At 64.3% G+C, this 19926-nt stretch carries 24 protein-coding genes; 20 read left to right on the top strand and 4 right to left on the bottom strand.

Translation table 11 applies throughout. From position 1 onward, the window contains the following. Positions 1 to 68: 68 nt before the first annotated feature. From H292_RS0108865 to map, 10 genes are all read left to right on the top strand, one after another. On the top strand, positions 69 to 1535 hold the full coding sequence (locus tag H292_RS0108865; RefSeq protein ID WP_019663560.1) for an APC family permease: 1467 nt from the start codon (positions 69 to 71) through the stop codon (positions 1533 to 1535). Between the two features lie 330 nt (positions 1536 to 1865). Further along, on the top strand, positions 1866 to 2264 hold the full coding sequence (rpsH, locus tag H292_RS0108860) for a 30S ribosomal protein S8 (protein WP_019663561.1): 399 nt from the start codon (positions 1866 to 1868) through the stop codon (positions 2262 to 2264). A 14-nt stretch (positions 2265 to 2278) separates the two neighbouring features. Beyond that, positions 2279 to 2818, top strand: coding sequence for a 50S ribosomal protein L6 (gene rplF / locus H292_RS0108855; RefSeq protein ID WP_026347514.1), 540 nt, complete (start codon positions 2279 to 2281; stop codon positions 2816 to 2818). 1 nt (position 2819) lies between these two features. Then, a complete protein-coding gene (rplR, locus tag H292_RS0108850) occupies positions 2820 to 3233 on the top strand; it encodes a 50S ribosomal protein L18 (RefSeq protein ID WP_020111156.1) in 414 nt (137 codons plus the stop codon). A gap of 34 nt (positions 3234 to 3267) precedes the next feature. Further along, the gene (gene rpsE / locus H292_RS0108845) at positions 3268 to 3930 is read left to right on the top strand and encodes a 30S ribosomal protein S5 (RefSeq protein ID WP_019663564.1); all 663 of its coding nucleotides are present in this window, start codon (positions 3268 to 3270) and stop codon (positions 3928 to 3930) included. Continuing rightward, a complete protein-coding gene (gene rpmD / locus H292_RS0108840) occupies positions 3930 to 4109 on the top strand; it encodes a 50S ribosomal protein L30 (RefSeq protein ID WP_019663565.1) in 180 nt (59 codons plus the stop codon). The genes rpsE and rpmD overlap by 1 nt, the downstream gene beginning before the upstream one ends. A 2-nt stretch (positions 4110 to 4111) precedes the next feature. Then, complete coding sequence (gene rplO / locus H292_RS0108835; protein ID WP_019663566.1) at positions 4112 to 4555, top strand: 50S ribosomal protein L15; 444 nt, start codon at positions 4112 to 4114, stop codon at positions 4553 to 4555. A gap of 296 nt (positions 4556 to 4851) precedes the next feature. Further along, on the top strand, positions 4852 to 6174 hold the full coding sequence (secY, locus tag H292_RS0108830; protein ID WP_019663567.1) for a preprotein translocase subunit SecY: 1323 nt from the start codon (positions 4852 to 4854) through the stop codon (positions 6172 to 6174). Further along, positions 6171 to 6725 carry an adenylate kinase gene (locus H292_RS0108825; RefSeq protein ID WP_019663568.1) on the top strand — a complete coding sequence of 185 codons (555 nt, stop codon included), beginning with the start codon at positions 6171 to 6173 and terminating at the stop codon, positions 6723 to 6725. The genes secY and H292_RS0108825 overlap by 4 nt, the downstream gene beginning before the upstream one ends. Beyond that, positions 6725 to 7522 carry a type I methionyl aminopeptidase gene (map, locus tag H292_RS0108820; RefSeq protein ID WP_020111155.1) on the top strand — a complete coding sequence of 266 codons (798 nt, stop codon included), beginning with the start codon at positions 6725 to 6727 and terminating at the stop codon, positions 7520 to 7522. Before H292_RS0108825 ends, map begins: the two co-directional genes overlap by 1 nt. Positions 7523 to 7587: 65 nt before the next feature. On the opposite strand, the gene dtd is transcribed toward map, so the two are convergent. Beyond that, the gene (gene dtd / locus H292_RS0108815) at positions 7588 to 8025 is read right to left on the bottom strand and encodes a D-aminoacyl-tRNA deacylase (RefSeq protein ID WP_020111154.1); all 438 of its coding nucleotides are present in this window, start codon (positions 8023 to 8025) and stop codon (positions 7588 to 7590) included. Between the two features lie 222 nt (positions 8026 to 8247). Here dtd and infA point away from each other — a divergent pair, with 222 nt between their 5' ends. The 9 genes from infA to H292_RS0108770 all read left to right on the top strand — a co-directional run bounded on the left by infA (position 8248) and on the right by H292_RS0108770 (position 13579). After that, positions 8248 to 8469 carry a translation initiation factor IF-1 gene (gene infA / locus H292_RS0108810; protein ID WP_005140011.1) on the top strand — a complete coding sequence of 74 codons (222 nt, stop codon included), beginning with the start codon at positions 8248 to 8250 and terminating at the stop codon, positions 8467 to 8469. Positions 8470 to 8561: 92 nt separating this feature from the next. Beyond that, entirely contained in the window at positions 8562 to 8675 is a 114-nt protein-coding gene (rpmJ, locus tag H292_RS0108805) for a 50S ribosomal protein L36 (protein WP_025347279.1), read from the top strand. A gap of 200 nt (positions 8676 to 8875) precedes the next feature. Next, positions 8876 to 9250, top strand: coding sequence for a 30S ribosomal protein S13 (gene rpsM, locus H292_RS0108800; RefSeq protein WP_019663573.1), 375 nt, complete (start codon positions 8876 to 8878; stop codon positions 9248 to 9250). Beyond that, positions 9250 to 9663, top strand: coding sequence for a 30S ribosomal protein S11 (rpsK, locus tag H292_RS0108795; RefSeq protein WP_019663574.1), 414 nt, complete (start codon positions 9250 to 9252; stop codon positions 9661 to 9663). The genes rpsM and rpsK overlap by 1 nt, the downstream gene beginning before the upstream one ends. Before the next feature lie 20 nt (positions 9664 to 9683). Further along, entirely contained in the window at positions 9684 to 10289 is a 606-nt protein-coding gene (rpsD, locus tag H292_RS0108790; RefSeq protein WP_019663575.1) for a 30S ribosomal protein S4, read from the top strand. A gap of 97 nt (positions 10290 to 10386) precedes the next feature. After that, positions 10387 to 11451 carry a DNA-directed RNA polymerase subunit alpha gene (locus H292_RS0108785; RefSeq protein ID WP_019663576.1) on the top strand — a complete coding sequence of 355 codons (1065 nt, stop codon included), beginning with the start codon at positions 10387 to 10389 and terminating at the stop codon, positions 11449 to 11451. A 35-nt stretch (positions 11452 to 11486) separates the two neighbouring features. Then, complete coding sequence (gene rplQ, locus H292_RS0108780; RefSeq protein WP_019663577.1) at positions 11487 to 12095, top strand: 50S ribosomal protein L17; 609 nt, start codon at positions 11487 to 11489, stop codon at positions 12093 to 12095. 6 nt (positions 12096 to 12101) lie between these two features. Further along, positions 12102 to 12989, top strand: a complete 888-nt coding sequence (gene truA / locus H292_RS0108775) for a tRNA pseudouridine(38-40) synthase TruA (protein WP_019663578.1) — start codon at positions 12102 to 12104, stop codon at positions 12987 to 12989. A gap of 23 nt (positions 12990 to 13012) precedes the next feature. Beyond that, positions 13013 to 13579 carry an NADPH-dependent FMN reductase gene (locus H292_RS0108770; protein WP_020111153.1) on the top strand — a complete coding sequence of 189 codons (567 nt, stop codon included), beginning with the start codon at positions 13013 to 13015 and terminating at the stop codon, positions 13577 to 13579. 7 nt (positions 13580 to 13586) lie between these two features. Here H292_RS0108770 and eccE read toward each other — a convergent pair whose 3' ends face one another. After that, positions 13587 to 15257 (bottom strand): type VII secretion protein EccE, encoded by a 1671-nt coding sequence (gene eccE, locus H292_RS0108765; RefSeq protein WP_231383798.1) that lies wholly within the window; start codon positions 15255 to 15257, stop codon positions 13587 to 13589. Positions 15258 to 15470: 213 nt separating this feature from the next. Here eccE and eccB point away from each other — a divergent pair, with 213 nt between their 5' ends. Then, entirely contained in the window at positions 15471 to 16922 is a 1452-nt protein-coding gene (gene eccB / locus H292_RS0108760) for a type VII secretion protein EccB (protein ID WP_020111151.1), read from the top strand. On the opposite strand, the gene mycP is transcribed toward eccB, so the two are convergent. Both mycP and eccD read right to left on the bottom strand, forming a co-directional pair. Beyond that, positions 16871 to 18367, bottom strand: a complete 1497-nt coding sequence (gene mycP, locus H292_RS0108755; RefSeq protein WP_020111150.1) for a type VII secretion-associated serine protease mycosin — start codon at positions 18365 to 18367, stop codon at positions 16871 to 16873. The genes eccB and mycP overlap by 52 nt on opposite strands. Further along, positions 18325 to 19872 (bottom strand): type VII secretion integral membrane protein EccD, encoded by a 1548-nt coding sequence (eccD, locus tag H292_RS0108750; RefSeq protein WP_231383797.1) that lies wholly within the window; start codon positions 19870 to 19872, stop codon positions 18325 to 18327. The genes mycP and eccD overlap by 43 nt, the downstream gene beginning before the upstream one ends. Between the last annotated feature and the right edge of the window lie 54 nt (positions 19873 to 19926).

Here is a 19926-nt window from a genome sequence, read left to right as displayed (position 1 = left end):
CGTTTCGAGTATCCAGACCACGCCTGCAGGTCTATCGTGAACCGAACCGACGCTTTCGGAGGTTCGCCATGGCAACACTGAAGCACGACGAAGCGCAAGAAGAACAAGGCGAACTGAAACGCGTCCTCGGGCCAGGGCTACTGCTTCTGTTCATCGTCGGCGACATCCTCGGTGCAGGTGTGTACGCCGTCACGGGCGACATGATCTCCAACGTCGGTGGTATCGCGTGGGTACCGTTCGTGCTCGCATTCGTCGTCGCGACTCTGACGGCCTTTTCCTACCTGGAATTGGTGACGAAATACCCGCAGGCTGCGGGTGCGGCTCTGTACACCCACAAAGCTTTCGGAATTCATTTCGCGACATTCATCGTGGCTTTCGCCGTCATCTGTTCCGGCATCACCAGCGCGGCGACGTCGTCGAACGTCGTGGCCGGTAATTTGCTCGCCGGGCTACACGAAACATTCAGCACCACAGACGGACTCGGTTGGTTCGACATACCAACAGGCTCGACGGCTCAGCTCGTCGTCGCGCTGCTGTTCATGGGCTTTCTCGCAGCGATCAACCTCAGGGGCGTCGGAGAATCCGTGAAATTCAACGTTGTCCTGACCGGAATCGAAATGGCTGCGTTGGCAATCGTCATCGTGATCGGATTCGTCGCGGTGGGCCGGGGGAGTGCCGAGGGCGATATCGCCAACCTCGTGGTGTTCGAGGACCAGAACGAGAAAGGCATGTTTCTCGCGGTGACGGTCGCCACGACGATCGCGTTCTTCGCCATGGTCGGTTTCGAGGATTCCGTGAACATGGTCGAGGAGACGAAAGAGCCGCAGAAGATCTTCCCGAAGATGATGTTGTCCGGTCTCGGCATCGCCTGCCTGATCTACGTGCTGGTCGTCGTCGCGGTCATCGCCGTTCTACCGCTGAACTACGATTCGGGAAGCGAAGGAATTCTGTTGCACGTCGTGCGCGTCGGTGCACCGAGTCTCCCCATCGACGAGATATTCCCCTACATGACGGTGTTCGCCGTGGCCAACACTGCACTCATCAACATGCTGATGGCCAGCAGATGCATTTACGGTCTCGCCCGGCAGCGAGTCCTGCCGACGGCACTCGGAGCAGTACTTCCGAAACGTCGATCGCCCTGGACCGCAATCCTTTTTACGACTGTTCTTGCGGTGGTGCTGATCGTCGTGGTCAATCGGCTGTCCGGCAATTCGGTGGTCAGCGCCCTGTCGGGAACCACCGGCTTGTTGCTGCTCGGAGTGTTCGCCGTGGTCAACGTCGCCTGCCTGGTGTTGAAGCAACGGGCGGACAAGACCTTCTTCCGAGCGCCGTTCTGGGTACCGGTCGCCGGAGCAGTGCTGTGCCTGTTCCTGGTGGGCCCGTGGGCTCGAACCGATGCACAGATGATTCAGTACAAGATCGCCGGTGCCATGCTGCTGCTCGGCGTCGTCCTGTGGGCGGTCACCTACGTCGTCAACCGAGCGACGGGGCAGGGTGCGCCGCGTATCGACGTCGACAGGCTGGATCAGGACTGAGGGCGAACGATTTGGAGTTTGCCCACCGGTTGCCTACACTAGTGCGGTTGCCCGGGCTTCGTCGTGCCTGCACACGAGTCCTTGCAATACAGACGCAACCTCGAGTTCTCCGCACGCGGCATCACCACGCGGAAGCTCGAAACACCTGGCAGTGCAGAGATGCATTGCTTGGAGCGCAACCCCTGACCGGCAACAGTCGGTCAGGACATGTTCACTTCGTTGTAGGCCCACGATGTGACGAGCCAGGCCCGGGTTGTTCGCCAACCCAGGGGGCACCAGTTCGCACGTGTTGCATGGGAACCGCTGCGAGAAAGGTGCACAGGTCACACCATGACGATGACCGATCCAATTGCAGACTTCTTGACCCGTCTGCGCAACGCCAACTCGGCGTACCACGACCAGGTGAAGCTTCCCCACTCGAAGCTGAAGGCGAACATCGCCGACATCCTGAAGCGTGAGGGCTACATCGCTGATTTCCGCACCGAAGACGCCGAGGTCGGCAAGACCCTCATCGTCGATCTGAAGTACGGGCCCAGCCGTGAGCGCAGCCTCGCGGGCGTGCGTCGTATCTCGAAGCCTGGTCTTCGCGTATACGCAAAATCCACCAATCTGCCCAAGGTTCTCGGCGGCCTGGGCGTGGCGATCATCTCCACGTCCACCGGTCTGCTCACAGAACGTCAGGCGGCCAAGCAGGGTGTGGGCGGAGAAGTCCTCGCCTACGTCTGGTAGGGGAGGCCACCACCATGTCACGTATTGGAAAATTGCCGGTCGCGGTCCCCGCGGGCGTCGACATCACGATCGACGGCCAGAACGTCGCGGTCAAGGGCCCCAAGGGTGCCCTGAGCCTGACGATCGCCGAGCCCATCCAGATCGCACGTGCGGATGACGGCAGCATCGCCGTGACCCGCCCCGACGACGAGCGTCGTAGCCGTGCATTGCACGGTCTCTCGCGCACCCTGGTCGCGAACCTCATCACCGGTGTCACCAACGGTTACACCACCAAGATGGAGATTCACGGCGTCGGTTACCGAACGGTGCTGAAGGGCAAGGATCTCGAATTCGCACTCGGGTACAGCCACCCTGTGCTGATCGAGGCGCCGGAAGGCATCACCTTCACGGTCGAGTCGCCCACGCGTTTCACCATCACCGGTATCGACAAGCAGGCAGTCGGCCAGATCGCTGCCAACATTCGTCGTCTGCGGCGTCCGGACCCGTACAAGGGCAAGGGCATCCGCTACGAGGGTGAAGTTATCCGCCGCAAGGTCGGAAAGACGGGTAAGTGATATGAGCCAGCAAACAGCAGACAAGGCGAAGGTCGACCGCACGCCTCGCGGCACGGACATCTCGACGAAGCGTCGCCTCTCGAAGGCGCGTCGCCACTTCCGTCTCCGCAAGAAGATCTCCGGAACGCCCGAGCGTCCTCGCTTGGTCGTCAACCGCTCTTCGCGCCACATCCACGTTCAGCTCGTCGACGATCTGGCAGGCCACACCCTGGCTTCCGCATCGACGATCGAAGCCGACGTGCGTGCGCTCGACGGAGACAAGAAGGCGCAGAGCGCAAAGGTCGGCGAGCTCATCGCCAGCCGCGCCAAGGCAGCTGGAATCGACGCGGTCGTCTTCGACCGTGGCGGCAACAGCTACAGCGGCCGCATCGCGGCTCTGGCCGATGCCGCTCGTGAAGGCGGGTTGGCATTCTGATGATGACTGCAACTGACAACGGAAGGACAGCCTGATGCCGGGACGTCAACGGCGTGACGGCGGAAATGGCCCCGCCGGACAGAACAGTGGACCCAACAGTGGTGGCGACAACCGCGGTGACAACCGTGGTGGACGCGACCGCCGTGACAACTCGCGTGGCGGAAACGCTGCCGAGAAGTCGAACTTCATCGAGCGCGTAGTCGCGATCAACCGCGTCTCCAAGGTCGTCAAGGGTGGTCGTCGCTTCAGCTTCACCGCCCTCGTCATCGTCGGAGACGGCAACGGCTTGGTCGGCGTCGGCTACGGCAAGGCCAAGGAAGTTCCCGCAGCCATCCAGAAGGGTGTCGAAGAGGCCCGCAAGAGCTTCTTCCGCGTCCCGATGATCGGCGGCACCATCACGCACCCCGTCCAGGGTGAAGCAGCAGCAGGCGTCGTCATGCTCCGCCCGGCCAGCGCCGGTACCGGTGTCATCGCCGGTGGTGCTGTTCGCGCCGTGCTGGAGTGCGCAGGCATCCACGACGTGCTGTCGAAGTCGCTCGGTAGCGACAACGCCATCAACGTCGTTCACGCCACCGTCGCAGCCCTCAAGGATCTGCAGCGTCCCGAGGAAGTCGCGGCTCGCCGTGGACTCACCCTCGAAGAGGTTGCACCTGCCGGAATGCTGCGTGCGCGTGCACAGGCAGGAGCGGTGAAGTAATGGCACAGCTGAAGGTCACTCAGATCAAGAGCACCATCGGCCAGAAGTCGAACCAGCGGGACAGTCTGCGGACCCTCGGACTCAAAGGCATCCGCCAGTCCGTCGTCCGCGAGGACACCCCGCAGACTCGCGGACTGGTCAACGTGGTGCGCCACCTCGTAACAGTTGAGGAGGTCTAACCATGACCATCAAACTGCACCACCTGCGCCCCGCACCCGGATCCAAGTCGGCGAAGATTCGCGTCGGCCGCGGTGAAGGTGGCAAGCGTGGCAAGACCGCAGGTCGCGGTACCAAGGGAACCGGCGCACGCAAGAACGTGCCGGCACGCTTCGAGGGTGGCCAGATGCCCCTTCACATGCGTCTCCCGAAGCTCAAGGGCTTCACCAACCCGAACCGTGTCGAGTTCCAGGTCGTGAACCTTCGCGACATCGAGCGCCTGTTCCCCGAGGGTGGCCAGATCAGCATCGCTGACCTGATTGCCAAGGGCGCAGTCCGCAAGAACGAGCCCGTCAAGGTTCTGGGCGACGGCAAGCTGACCGTGAAGGTCGACATCTCCGTCAACAAGTTCACCGGTTCCGCCAAGGAAAAGATCGCCGCTGCCGGCGGTTCTGCAACCGAGGTATAGCCGCGAACTCGACTCCGGTCGAGTGAGCACACAGTGTGACGATGGCCGCAGCGGCAACCCCTTTCGAGGGCAACGCTGCGGCCATCGCTGCAGTGCAGTAGCTCGCCCGCCGACCGGTCGGGTGGTGCGCGGACTGTCCGTCCGGCGGTTCGTCGCGCACTGTTAGAGTTCTAGAGTTACGTGAACATGCGTTTCATGCGGACGACCCGTGTCGTGCGCAATCCAAGATCGAACAGCCGAGAGCCTGGTGGCTCGATGCAAGTTTCGATGCCATCGCAGTCGTGCCAGGAGGATCTTTGCTTTCCGCCTTCGTGTCGGCCCTCAGGACCCCTGACCTGAGACGGAAGATCCTGTTCACACTCGGTCTGGTCGCCCTGTACCGCTTCGGCGCTACGCTTCCGTCGCCGGGTGTGGATTACGCCAACGTCCGAGCCTGCATCGACCAGGTCTCCGGTGGTGACCAAGCGGGTATCTACTCGCTTATCAACCTTTTCTCCGGTGGTGCGCTGCTGCAGTTGTCGGTCTTCGCGATCGGCATCATGCCGTACATCACTGCGAGCATCATCGTTCAGCTCCTGACGGTCGTCATCCCGAAGTTCGAGCAACTCCGCAAGGAGGGCCAGTCCGGCCAGGCGAAAATGACGCAGTACACCCGTTACCTGTCGATCGCGCTCGCGATCCTGCAGGCGACCGGCCTCGTCGCTCTCGCTTCACGCGGACAGCTCCTTCAGGGATGCCAGCAGGACATCATCGCCGACCAGTCGATCTTCGGACTCGTCATCATCGTTCTCGTCATGACCGCAGGTGCGGCCGTGGTGATGTGGTTCGGTGAGGTCATCACCGAACGTGGTGTGGGCAACGGTATGTCGCTGCTGATCTTCGCCGGAATCGCGTCGCGTATCCCGTCCGAGGGCAAGTCCATCCTCGACAGCCGCGGAGGCCTCGTCTTCGCGCTCGTCTGCGTCGCTGCGTTCCTCATCATCGCCGGCGTCGTGTTCGTCGAGCAGGGCCAGCGCCGAATCCCTGTCCAGTACGCCAAGCGCATGGTGGGCCGGAAGATGTACGGCGGCTCGTCGACGTACCTCCCTCTGAAGGTCAACCAGGCCGGAGTCATCCCGGTGATCTTCGCGTCCTCGCTTCTGTACCTACCGAACTTGATCGCCCAGCTCACGTCCGCAAGCACCGCCGTGGACCCCAGTTGGTGGCAGCGAATCATCAACGAGTACCTGGTGAATCCGGCGAACCCGGTCTACATCGCCATCTACTTCGGCCTCATCGTCTTCTTCACGTACTTCTACGTCGCCATCACCTTCAATCCAGAAGAACGCGCCGACGAGATGAAGAAGTTCGGAGGCTTCATCCCCGGAATCCGTCCGGGCAGGCCGACCGCCGATTATCTGAACTACGTCCTCAGCCGCATCACCCTGCCGGGCGCTATCTACCTGGGCACCATCGCCGTGCTGCCCAACCTGTTCCTCGACATCGGAAGCTCCGGCGGCGCGCAGAACCTGCCGTTCGGTGGCACCGCCGTGCTGATCATGGTCAGCGTCGGCCTCGATACCGTGAAGCAGATCGAAAGTCAGTTGATGCAGCGTAACTACGAAGGGTTCCTCAAGTGAGACTCGTTCTTCTTGGTCCTCCCGGTGCAGGCAAAGGCACCCAAGCAGCAGTCCTGTCGGAGAAGCTGGGCGTTCCCCACATCTCGACCGGCGATCTGTTTCGCGCCAACATCGGTGAGAAGACTCCACTGGGAATCGAAGCGAAGAAGTACCTCGACGCCGGTGATCTCGTCCCGAGCGAGCTGACCGTCGACATGGTCCGCAGCCGCCTCGCAGAGCCGGATGCCGTCAACGGCTTCCTGCTCGACGGGTTCCCCCGATCCGTCGGCCAGGCGGAAGCACTCGTCGGAATCCTCGCCGATCTCGGCGCCAAGCTCGACGCCGTCCTGTCCTTCGTCGTGGACGAGGACGTCGTGGTCGAGCGCATGCTCGCTCGCGGACGTGAGGACGACAAGGAAGACGTCATCCGCAATCGCCTCAAGGTCTACCGCGACGAGACCGCACCGTTGCTGGACTACTACACGGACCAGATCGTCACCGTCGACGCGATCGGCGACGTGGAAGAAGTCAGTGCTCGCGCACTGAAGGCGATCGAGGGCACCGACAAGTAATGGCGTTCGGTCGTAAGCGCAAGGTAGTGCCGTTTCGCAGCCCTGGCGAACTCGACGCCATGGCTGCGGCCGGCGCCGTGGTCGGCGCCGCACTGGTTGCCGTGCGCGACGCGGCCAAGCCGGGTGTCTCGACGTTGGAGCTCGACCGCGTCGCGGAAGCGGTCATCCGTGACGCGGGCGCAGTTCCGTCGTTTCTGGGTTACCACGGGTTCACCGGCAGCATCTGCTCGTCGGTGAACGACCGTGTGGTTCACGGAATCCCTTCCGCGTCGGATGTTCTCGTTGCCGGTGACCTGATCTCCATCGACTGCGGCGCAATTCTCGACGGCTGGCACGGCGACTCCGCCTGGACGTTCGGCGTCGGAGACATCATCGAAGCCGACGAGTTGCTCAGTGAGGCCACGAGGTTGTCGATGGAGGCAGGAATCGCTGCCATGCTGCCGGGCAACCGGCTGACCGACGTCTCACACGCCATCGAGAACGGAACGTACGCCGCCGAGAAGTTGCACGGCCGCAAGTACGGAATCGTCGACGGCTACGGTGGCCACGGCATCGGCCGCGAGATGCACATGGAACCGTTTCTGGCCAACGAAGGCGCTCCGGGCAAAGGTCCCGAACTCGTGGTCGGGTCCACTCTCGCGATCGAACCGATGCTGACACTCGGTACGTACGAAACCGAGATTCTCGACGACGAATGGACTGTCGTCACCACCGATGGCTCTCGTGCCGCGCACTGGGAGCACACTGTCGCCGTGACCGAGGACGGCCCCCGCATTCTGACATTGCGGCCGGAGTAGTTCGACGTACGAGTAGTCCGAGGTTCGAGTAGTTCGACGCACGAGTAGTTCGGCGCTCGAGTAATTCATAGTTCGACGGTGATGGTGACCGGTCCGTCGTTGACCAGTGACACTTTCATGTGCGCTCCGAATTGCCCGGTCTCGACGGTGGCGCCGAGGTCGCGTAGTCGATGTACGACGTGGTCGACCAACGGCTCGGCCGCGGCGCCGGGCGCAGCGCGGTTCCAGGATGGTCGACGTCCTTTCGAGATGTCGGCGTACAGCGTGAACTGACTGATCACCAGGATCGGCGCGAGTTCGTCGGCTGCAGACTTCTCGCCGTCGAGGATTCGCATCCGCCATATCTTGTCCGCCAGCGCGTCGGCGATCCGTGCGTCGTCGGACTGGGTGACGCCGACGAGGACGACCAGGCCCTGGCCTCCGGGGGCCGGTATCAGGGAGCCGACGACGTGGCCGTCGACCGTGACGGATGCTTCCGAAACCCGTTGGATCACCGCGCGCATCAGTTCAGCTTGCCATGGGTCGATCATGCATTTGGCCTGGTGCGACTTTGCCGGTAGCATAGGTCGGCGGTGCGCTCTGCGTTCCGGTTGTTCGCATGCCTGCGCAAGCCGGCGGTTGTTCGACCGGTTGCTTCCCCCGGCCTTCGGTCGGTGGCCAGTGAGCATCACGGTAACGCAAAACAGATGCAATCAACCAGGTGTTAAGCCAGGGACGCGGAGGATATGGCTAAGAAAGACGGTGCCATCGAGGTCGAGGGCCGGGTAGTCGAACCCTTGCCCAATGCGATGTTTCGCATTGAGCTCGAGAACGGCCACAAGGTGCTCGCACACATCAGTGGAAAGATGCGCCAGCACTACATTCGCATCCTCCCCGAGGATCGCGTCGTAGTGGAGCTCTCTCCGTACGACCTCACGCGTGGACGCATCGTTTACCGCTACAAGTAACAAGCTTCTCCGGCCAGGTCCGGTCGGAGAGAACCATGCTCGCGACGTACCGCTGTGCGGTGCGCGAGGGCTACACACAGGAGATCAACGACGTGAAGGTTCAGCCGAGCGTCAAGAAGATCTGCGAGAAGTGCAAGGTGATTCGTCGTAACGGACGAGTCATGGTCATCTGCGACAACCTGCGTCACAAGCAGCGTCAGGGATAACCACCGAGCATTCGCGTTTCTGCTTGGCACATAGCTAGAAGAAGACCTCCCAGCACCAACCGCAACATTCGAGTTGCGGCACACCCCCGGCACGGAGGCCGGGGCCCCACTGAGTTTTGGAGAGCCGCAAGGTTCTCGGCAGTACAGAGGCACAGGGGACGGACTGGGAGCAGACCTCCGGACATGAAAAGGAATGCCACATGGCACGTCTCGCAGGTGTGGATCTGCCGCGCGAAAAGCGCATGGAGATCGCACTGACTTACATCTACGGCGTCGGCCGTACCCGCTCGAAGGAGATTCTCGACGCAACCGGCGTGAGCCCGGATCTGCGTTCGAAGGATCTGTCCGACGAAGATCTGACCAAGCTCCGCGAGTACATCGAGGAGTCCCTCAAGGTCGAGGGCGACCTGCGCCGCGAGGTGCAGGCCGACATCCGTCGCAAGATCGAAATCGGCTGCTACCAGGGCCTTCGCCACCGTCGTGGTCTGCCCGTACGTGGACAGCGCACCAAGACCAATGCGCGCACCCGTAAGGGCCCCAAGCGCACCATTGCCGGCAAGAAGAAGGCGAAGTAATGCCCCCTAAAGCACGCGGTACAGGCCCGAAGAAGACGCAGAAGACGCGTCGCAGGGACAAGAAGAACGTCCCGCACGGATCTGCGCACATCAAGAGCACGTTCAACAACACGATCGTGTCGATCACCGACCCGGCAGGCAACGTCATCTCGTGGGCGTCGTCGGGACACGTGGGCTTCAAGGGCTCGCGTAAGTCGACTCCGTTCGCCGCGCAGCTCGCAGCCGAGAACGCTGCCCGCAAGGCGCAGGAGCACGGCGTCAAGAAGGTCGACGTGTTCGTCAAGGGTCCCGGCTCCGGCCGTGAGACCGCTATCCGTTCGCTCCAGGCTGCTGGCCTGGAGGTCGGCACCATCTCCGATGTCACCCCTCAGCCGCACAACGGCTGCCGTCCGCCCAAGCGGCGTCGGGTCTAGCGGGAAGGAAGGTTTAGAAAATGGCACGTTATACCGGTCCCGCTACCCGCAAGTCGCGTCGTCTGCGCGTCGACCTCGTCGGAGGCGACCAGGCGTTCGAGCGTCGCCCCTACCCGCCCGGCCAGCACGGTCGCGCGCGGATCAAGGAGAGCGAGTACCTGCTCCAGCTGCAGGAGAAGCAGAAGGCACGCTTCACCTACGGCGTCATGGAGAAGCAGTTCCGTCTCTACTACAAGGAAGCCAACAAGCGCCCCGGCAAGACCGGTGAGAACCTGTTGACGATCCTCGAGACGCGACTCGACAACGTCATCTACCGTGCGGGCCTCGCTCGCACGCGTCGTCAGGCACGCCAGCTGGTCACGCACGGACACTTCCTGGTCAACAACCAGCGAGTGGACATCCCCAGCTACCGCGTCTCGCAGTACGACATCATCGATGTCCGCGAGAAGTCCGCACAGACTCTCCCGATCCAGGTTGCACGCGAGAGCTACGGCGATCGTCCGGTTGCCCCGTGGCTGCAGGTCGTTCCCAACCGCCTTCGCATCCTGGTTCACCGGGTACCGGAGCGCGCACAGATCGATGTGCCGCTCCAGGAGCAGCTCATCGTCGAGTACTACTCGAAGTAAGGCGCAGCACGCCTGCGGGTGTCATCGATACCCGCAGGCGTTCTCGCCTCCACACGTGGACGTCAAATAGCGGACGTCCGTACAGGAGGAATACACAATGCTCATTTCACAGCGCCCGACGTTGACCGAAGAGGTCATCGCCGACAACCGCTCGAAATTCGTCATCGAGCCGCTCGAGCCTGGCTTCGGTTACACCCTCGGCAACTCGCTCCGCCGTACCCTGCTGTCGTCGATCCCCGGCGCTGCTGTCACCAGCATCCGCATCGACGGCGTTCTCCACGAGTTCACCACTGTCCCCGGAGTCAAGGAAGATGTCACCGACATCATCCTGAACCTCAAGGGTCTCGTCGTGAGCTCCGAAGAGGACGAGCCGGTCACCATGTACGTCCGCAAGCAGGGCCCCGGCTCTGTCACCGCAGGCGACATCGTTCCCCCGGCCGGCGTCACGGTGAACAACCCGGATCTGCACATCGCGACCTTGAACGACAAGGGCAAGCTGGAGATCGAGCTCGTCGTAGAGCGCGGTCGCGGTTACGTCCCCGCCGTTCAGAACAAGGCTTCGGGCGCAGAGATCGGCCGTATCCCGGTCGACTCGATCTACTCGCCCGTGCTCAAGGTCACCTACAAGGTGGAGGCCACTCGCGTCGAACAGCGCACCGACTTCGATCGGCTCGTTCTCGACGTGGAGACCAAGAACTCCATCACCGCGCGGGACGCGCTCGCATCTGCGGGCAAGACCCTGGTTGAGCTCTTCGGCCTCGCCCGTGAGCTGAACGTCGAAGCAGAAGGAATCGAGATCGGACCCTCGCCCGCCGAGGCCGACCACATCGCTTCCTTCGGACTCCCCATCGAGGACCTGGACCTCACCGTCCGTTCCTACAACTGCCTCAAGCGCGAGGGTGTTCACACCGTCGGCGAGCTGGTTGGCCGTACCGAGTCCGATCTGCTGGACATCCGTAACTTCGGACAGAAGTCCATCGACGAGGTGAAGGTCAAGCTGCACTCGCTCGGCCTCTCGCTCAAGGACAGCCCCGCGTCCTTCGATCCGACCACCGTGCCCGGATACGACGCCACCACGGGAACGTGGAGCGACACCGATGCTGGATCCTTCGCGGACAGCGAAGGCGCCGAGCAGGACTACGCCGAGACAGAACAGCTGTAATCAGCTCGCTTTGAGCTCTTACTAGGAGATTCATCATGCCCAAGCCCACCAAGGGCCGCCGTCTCGGCGGGTCGGCGTCGCACCAGAAGGCCATCCTGGCCAACCTGGCGACGGCACTCTTCGAGCACGGCCGCATCACCACCACCGAGTCGAAGGCCAAGCGCCTTCGTCCGCACGCCGAGAAGCTTGTCACCCACGCCAAGAAGGGTGATCTCGCTCATCGTCGTGAGGTTCTCAAGACGATCAACAACAAAGATGTCGTGCACAAGCTGTTCGCCGAGATCGGGCCGTTCTTCGCCGATCGCGACGGTGGCTACACACGCATCATCAAGACCGTCCCCCGCAAGGGCGACAATGCACCGATGGCCATCATCGAACTCGTCAACGAGCAGACGGTGTCCAACGAGGCAGATCGCGCTCGTCGCGTGAAGGCGTCGCAGACCGCACCGGCTGCTGCAGAGGCTCCCGCCGCTGCAGAGTCGGCCGAGGAGAACGTCGTCGAGGCTGTCGAAGCCGACGCGACCGACGCTCAGGTCGAGAACGCCGACGCCGTCGTCGAGGGCATCGAGGACAAGGACGCCCACGCGTCGGACGCGTCCGAGGCCGAAGCTGTGTCCACCGAAGACCAGGGCAAGAAGGACTAGTCCACTTTGGTCTCGGAGTTCAGCGCAAGCGGACCCGTCGTTCCCACCGGGAACGGCGGGTCCGCTTTTTCGGCGTCCCGGAGACTGCGCCTCGACATCTCCTACGACGGAACCGACTTCTCCGGCTGGGCACGTCAGCCAGGGATCCGCACGGTGTGTGGTGTTCTCGAGGAAGCCTTCTCGACAGTGCTACGTCAGCCCGTCGAGTTGACCGTCGCCGGCCGCACCGATGCGGGCGTCCACGCACGCGGACAGGTCGCGCATGCCGACGTCGTCGGTGGAGTCGACGAACCGGATCGACTGATACGACGAATGGCCAGGTTTCTACCGACCGACGTGCGTGTCACGGCATTGACGACGGTCAGCAAGGACTTCGACGCACGCTTCTCGGCGCTGCGACGACATTACGAGTACCGGTTCAGCGTGGCACGCTACGGAGTCGACCCGTTGGACCGTCGATCAATCGTGTCGTGGCCGCGGGAGATCGACCTCGACGCGATGCGCGACGCATCGGCGAGGCTCGTCGGGCTCCACGATTTCGCCGCATTCTGCAAGCGCCGCGAGGGTGCAACCACGGTCCGGGAGCTTCAACGGTTCGACTGGAAGCGGGACGGCGACCACGTCACGGCCTACGTGAGCGCCGACGCGTTCTGCTGGTCGATGGTCAGGAGCTTGGTGGGCGCTCTCCAGGCGGTGGGGGAGGGACGACGAAGTCCGGAGTGGACAGCGTCGTTGCTCGAGACCCGCTCGAGGTCCAGCGCGGTGACGGTCGCTCCGGCACACGGTCTTTCCCTGGTGGGTGTCGACTATCCACGGGACGAGGAACTCGCCGAACGTAATGCAGCAACCCGCGAAGTCCGTCCGGAGATTCCGGCCTCCGGATTCTGTTGTTGACCGGTCGCCGTTAGGCTCGACCGATGAGCAGTGGTCGCATCGAACTCGCGGTGATCGTCGGGAGCGTCAGGCCGCAGCGGTTGGGGCCTTCGGTGGCCCAGTGGTTCGTGGATGTCGCCGGGCAGCGGGCGGAGTTCTCCGTGTCGCTGCTCGATCTGCTGGAATTGGAGCTGCAGTCGGATCTGTCGCCGTCGGCGGGTGCCGAGAGACTGGCCGAGACGATCTCGTCGGCCGCCGCGGTCGTCGTCGTGACGCCCGAATACAACCACGGTTACCCGGCGTCGGTGAAGACCGCCCTCGACACGTTGAAGTACGAATGGCGAGGCAAGCCGATCGGGTTCGTGTCCTACGGTGGCATGTTCGGAGGTGCGCGAGCGGTGGAGCAGTTGCGTTCGGTTGCAACCGAACTGCACATGGTGACGGTGCGAGACAGCGTCGGATTCGCACGTGCGCGAAAGGTGTTCGGCGGCAATCGGATTCCTGAGACCGGCCCCGAGTTGGATTCAGCGAACCGAATGCTCGATCAGCTGTGGTGGTGGGCGTCGGCTGCAGCGGCACGAGTCGCTGTCGACCCGTATCCGCATTCCTAGGAGCCGGTCAGTAGGTCGAGTTCGAACGTCGCAGACTGCGCGGTCGGCCGATGAAGGCTGTCTCCTGTGGGATGGTGACCAGGACCAGTTCCACCTCGCTCGTGGACGTTCGAACCCGGATGCGATCACCGGCCGCGCCCGGCTGGTGAATGGACACCGTCGGGTCCGGCATCGGTGTTCGTGAAATCTGCTCGGTGAGTGTCAGCACGGTGACCCCGTCGTTGCGGACCTGACCCGGTGTGCTCATCGTGTCGGAGAAGTCGTGCACCACCAGATCCACCCGTGTACCGGTTCGGTGTGGGCCTCCGTCGATTCTCAACCGCTCCGGAGTTGCGAGCGAGTCGACGAGTGGACCCCACGCGTGGGGTCTGTCGGTACGGATCAGAATACGTGCACCCGTGGCGACAGCCCTGAAGACCAGCTGCTGGGCGAGATACAGCTCGCCGGCGACGTGAACCGATCCGATGTCCGTGCCGTGGATCCGCGCCGCGACTCCGTGGCCGGATGCGTCCGAACCGAGAAGTTGCCCACATCCCGACGTCGGCAACCGGAGCTGTGCTGCGTGATCCTGGTCGATGGATCTGACGGGATCGGCGTACCCGCGGGCGGTGATCGCGAGTGGCAGTGACGTGAGCAGGGCTTCCCGTTGGCGACCACGCATCGACACCGGACGCGGAATGGACGGCGTCGGGACTGCCGACCTGGTGACGAATCCGCAGGATCCGGAGAGCAACACCACGCCGACACCCGAACTCGGCTGGATGCGGAGGACGACGGTCGACGTGGACGCGGGCACCGACCACAGATCTTCGAGAGTTTCGGTGTCCAGCCCTCGGCAATCGATCCCGAAACCGGTCCTGATCACTCCCGGCAGAGGAGCGATCGACCAACGCTGGGTGAGGGATTCGAACGACGTCCCGCGGCACATGCGTGAGGCGGCGGCGTGAATCTCCGAGCGTGTGAGCGTCCGAGTACGTACGCGACCGGCCTCCAACGCCCGCGCAACTCGCCGGGTAGCGATCGCGATCGTCCGGTCCAGACCGTCGCGGCCGCCGCCACGGGCGTCGACTGCTTCACGGTTCTTCCGCTCGTCCAGCGTCACGGTGACCCACACCGACCGAGCCGAGACGGCGGGGAGCGGGCCGATCAGGTTCTCGTACACGTCCGTCGCAGGTGATCCCGGTGCCGTTCTCGACCCGTGCGAGACGATGTCGATTCGGCTCAGAGAAATGTCGTGTTGGACAAGAGATTCAGTGAGGTCGCCGAGGCCGAACGCAGAGTCGGTCATGGCGGTCGACCGTCCGAGCCTGGTGGTGGCTCCAGGTGTCGGGAGAAGTTCCAACACACACGAGACCATGGTCCCTCGCCGGTGCACTCCGACGGCGGTTCCGTCGCCGTCGATGTACTCGGTGGTGACGCCTGTCGAGGGGACGGTCCCCGCCAGATATCGAGCCGACGTGAACCCCCAGTCGAGGAGGGGGCGTCCGCCCACGACGACGAACGGAAGCAGCGCGAACGGCAGTGCACACAGCACGACGGTGAGGGGCGGAAGCTCGGCAAGCACCGCCGAGAGGCAGACCAGGACCGCGAATACTTCGACTCCCAGAGCTCGACGCAGGGTCGGTGCTCGAAATACCGACGTGCGGGCCGGGCGACGGCGCCCCGGTAGCGCGGCCATCATGAAATCCTCCCCCCGAAGGCTGTCCGTGTGACGAGCCGGACCCCCATCGCGGCTCAGCGGCGACTCTACGCTGTGCGCAACGATGTTGAAACCTCGTGCTCGCCGTCCCCGAGCGGTCGTCGACGGCGGTCGTGGCCGGGTGGGTAGTAGGGTGTGCGCCGGGGACGGACCCGAGGGTGTGTCGGGTCCGAAGAAACGGTAGGGGGCACCGTGGCGGCGACGCCGACAACGAAATGGCAGGTCGGCGGATACAGATTCCTCGTTCGCCGAATGGAACACGCATTGGTTCGGCGGGACGTGCGAATGCTGCACGACCCCATGCGCTCTCAATCCCGTGCACTCGCAGTCGGTCTCGTGATCGCGTGCATCGGACTTGCCGGGTGCGCAGCGCTCGCTCTGCTGCGGCCCCAGGACAAGATCGGCGACTCGGCGATCGTAGTCGGCAAGGAATCCGGCGCGATGTTCGTCCGCGTCGACGAAACCTTCCATCCCGTGCTGAATCTCGCGTCGGCACGCCTCGTCGTCGGGCAGGCGGACGATCCGACGATCGTCAAGGACAGCGAGCTCGCGAACAGGCCGCGAGGGGCGTTGGTGGGCATACCCGGTGCGCCGTCGTCGCTGCCGTACGACGTCGACGGTACGTCGGTCGCGTGGAGCGTCTGCGACACCGTTGGCGCGGCGGGGTCCGTGGCGGGCACGACCGTGATCGCAGGCGATCCCCGACACGGTGACGGCATCGAACAATTGCAGGACACCCAGGCTTTCCTGTGGGAGACCGGAGACGGGGTCTTTCTCGTCTACGACGGTGTACGCGCCGCGATCGATCTGAACGACAGGTCGGTCGTTCGAGCGCTCGGGCTAGAGAACACCGTGCCCTCCGGAGTCAGCGAGGCACTGGCCAACACCGTGCCCGTGGTTCCTCCGATCACACCGCCGCTGATTCCGCGGGCGGGCGAGTCACCCGCCTACTCGCTCGCGGGGAAGACCGTCGGCTCGGTGGTGAAAGTGGTCGACACCGAGGATCGTTACTACGTGGTCCTCTCCGAGGGGATTCAGGAGGTCAGCGTTGCCACCGCGCAGCTGATCACGTTCGCCGACTCGCAGGGGAGTCCGGAGATCGACTCGTTGACTCCCGACGCACTCAGCGATGCACCGTCGGCCGACTCGCTCGGGGTGAAGACTTTTCCGCGGTCCCGGCCGTCGATCGTCGATCGTCGGTCCGAGCCGGTGGCCTGCGTGGCCTGGCTCCCACAGGACGCGCCCGACGGCGGCCCCACCGCACGTCTCGAATTCTCCTCGGGCAGAGTGCTTCCGCTGCCGGACTCTGCTCGACCCGTTGCGTTGGCCCAGGCCGACGGTGGGGGACCTGCGGCCGACGAAGTGTTCGTGCAGCCGGGTAGCGGAGGTTTCGTGCAGACCACGGGGATCTCGCCGACGAGCGTGCGACGAGACGGATACTTCTTCGTGGCCGACACCGGCGTGCGGTACGGGGTCGCGGATGCGGACGCGGCCAAGGCACTCGGCTTCGGAGCGGCTGCGTCCGCACCCTGGCAGATAGTCGAATTGCTCGGCGTGGGGCCGGCTTTGAGTCGAGACGCAGCCTTGACCGCTCACGACGGTGTCGGACCAGATCCGGACGCAGCCCTGCTTCCATCCGAATGAGGGAGGACTCGGCGCCGCAGGGGCAGTGACAATCCGAGACCGAGAACGAGGACGACACCGACCGCCGCCGCGCCGGTCAGAGCCACCGTCCGCGGCTGGGTGTCGGGCGGCTCCGGCACGAGTGGCGCGGCGATGTCGACCGGCGAGGCAGGGAAATGCGCAGAGTCGTCGAGTACCTGCCCGGTAACCGCGGCCAGCGGATCGACGACGCCGTGACCGACGAAAGGATTCCAGCCCTCGGCGGGTGCGTGCGCTGTGGCCTCGATGCGTTCGATGACCTGGGCGGCGCGAAGGTCGGGCCGGTGCGCCCTGATCAGTGCAGCAACCGCGGCGACCAGGGGAGCCGAGAAACTCGTTCCTTGAATCGGAGTCACACCGCCCTGATTGTCGATGGTGCCGCCGGCGAGTCCGGTGCCCGTCGGCGACAGAGACGTCATCGCCGTGCCCGGTGCCGCGACGTCGACCCACGGGCCCGCGAGGGTGAACGCCGCCGGTGATCCGTCGGGGTTCACCGACCCGACGGTGAGAACCTGATCGTCGAACCATGCCGGTGTTGCGATCGTGGCGACGCGATCCCATTGATCGGCGAACGGATCGGTCGGGTCGGGTAGGGGGTTCTGCGTGGCGCACGCGGACCCGCCGCCTCCGGTGTTGCCTGCGGCTGCGACCACGACGACGTCCTTGACCGTGGCGGCGTACTCGACGGCCGCGCCCAGGGGGCCGTCGACAGGACCCGTCCCACCCGGTACGCACGCCACCTCGGAGATGTTGATGACGGTCGCGCCGAGGTCCGCGGCAGTGCGTACGGCCATCGCCATCGTCATCACGTTGCCGTAGCCCGACGCGTTCGCTGCAGCAGGATCCTCGGAGTCGGGCTCACCGCCTTCGCGGACGATCCGAAACGCGTTGCTCGACTGACGGATCGACAGAATCTGTGCTTCCGGAGCGCCGCCGGCGAAGCCGCTGCCCTCCACCCGTGACCCGGCGATGAGACCGGCGACGAGAGTTCCGTGGGCGTCGCAATCGGACAGTCCGTCGCCCGTGTGAACGTAGTCGCCTCCCGGCCGCAGACCAGGCAGTCGCGGGTGCGGTGAGACGCCCGTGTCGATAACGGCGACGACCTGCCCGGCGCCTCGGGTGATGGGCCACACGGACGCGAAGTCCAGAGCCTGAAGCTCGGCGGGAATCGCGCTGCCGTCCGGGATCTCCGAGACAGGAACACAGGCGTTTCGTTGCTCGGTGGGATCGAGAGGGGCGGCAGGCCCCGGTTCGGGCAGCAGCCCCGGATCGACGACGGGCCGGTCCGCGCTCGCGACTCCGGCTCCGACGGTTGCCGAGATCATCGCGGCAGCGATCGGAACCGTCAGTGTTCGTGCCCGGGCGCGCCGACTCGATCGGACCGTCACAGCGCGCGCATGGCCGTGTACAAGCCACACACCCAGCACGCCAGTGGGATCACGGTGGCGATCGCCGCGTACTCGATCAGTTCTGCAGTGCGCCGAAGGACCGGGGAGTACTCCCGGGTGGGCACGGCCGAACCGAAGAACAGCGCCACGAGCGCCACAGCGACGCATGCGACGAAGACTGCCGGCTGGATCGCGTCCGAATCGGATACGGCCGGCGTGAACACGACGGCCGCGAGCAAAGTCAGAAGGATCGAAGCACCGCCGAGGACGAGAGGAAGCGCGTGGGTCACCTGCGCGAAGGTTCGCCCGCGCAACAGCAGGAGCAAGGCCGTCGCGAGTGCAAGGGACACGCCCGGCCGATAGATGGCGTCGCTCGATCCGAGCGCAGCCAGAAGGGCGCCACCCGTGGCCGCCGCGCCGCCGGCACACACGAGACCGGTCAGGTGACTACGGGCTCGCCGCGCCCGATCGGCGAGTTCGGCCGCGCCGGTGGGGTCTTCGTCGCCTGCGTCGTCGAGCGGAGCTCCTGCCGTCGGTACGGGAGGTAGTGGAAGTCCTGCCTGCATCATCGACACACGAGGTGCGGCCGCCAAGGCGGCCAACGCAACCACGGTGGTCCCCGCTCCGATGGTGCTCACCGGAAGATCGGTGAACATCGACACCGTTGCGCCTGCGCACACGGTGACTGCTGCGGCACTCGCCGCGGTGAACACTGCGGATCCGTGGCCGCCGGTACGCAGTGCAAGAACGGCTGAGGCGCCGACCAGAGCCCCGCCGAGCAGGAGGTGTGGTGCCCCGAATTCTCCTGGAACGAACCGAGATCCGGCCACGAACATAAGTGGGAGCGCGCATGCGGACAGAAAAACACCGGTGCTGTCGTCCCGATAGAATCTCCCGACGACGGTTCCCGCGACGATCATCAGCACTGCGGTCGTCGCCGCGGCCACGGCTGCAGTGACGCTCCGGGCGCCGACCTCACCGGCGTCGACGCGACCGCCGAGTTGCAGCAGTGGAAGCATCACGGCGATGCAGGCGAGCAACACCGCCGACGCACTTGTCACGAAACCCACTCGCCGCGCGGTGGCGGCTGTCCAGAGGCCGTCCCTCGAGCCATCCCCCGAGCTGTCGACGGACGCCACCGCGAACATCAGATCGTCGTGAAGGGGAGGTAGCGCCGGGGCGTCGGCGGTACCGAGAACGAGCAGCTCACCGTCGCGAACCGATGCCTCGTTGAGCGTTGCCGTGCCCGAGATCGGCGGCATCCCCACTTTCGACAGCACCCAGTCTCGGCCGTGTCTGTCGTTGGCAGCTGTTGCACGGGAGTCGACGATGTCCACGATGCCGGGGATCAACAGCGAGATCGGCACGTCGGTGGGTAGAGCCATGTCCACCTGTGCGGATTTGCCGAGCACCGTCAGTCGACACAGGTCGAGCGGCGCTGCAGCGCCACGATCCCGCACGTCGCTCCTGGTGCTCGGTTCCACCGAGTTCGGCTGCAACCGCGCGCCGTGTCCGTTCACGGCCTGCGAAACATCCCCCGTCACTGCTCGTCCCTCGTCACTGATGTTCCCCCGTCGTGCACAGTCACCCCGCTCGTG

This window comes from Rhodococcus sp. 114MFTsu3.1, from assembly GCF_000383555.1.
In the GTDB taxonomy this organism is placed as follows: domain Bacteria; phylum Actinomycetota; class Actinomycetes; order Mycobacteriales; family Mycobacteriaceae; genus Rhodococcoides; species Rhodococcoides fascians_E.
Note: the sequence above shows the minus strand (reverse complement) of the source record. Positions and strands in the feature narration are given on the sequence as shown.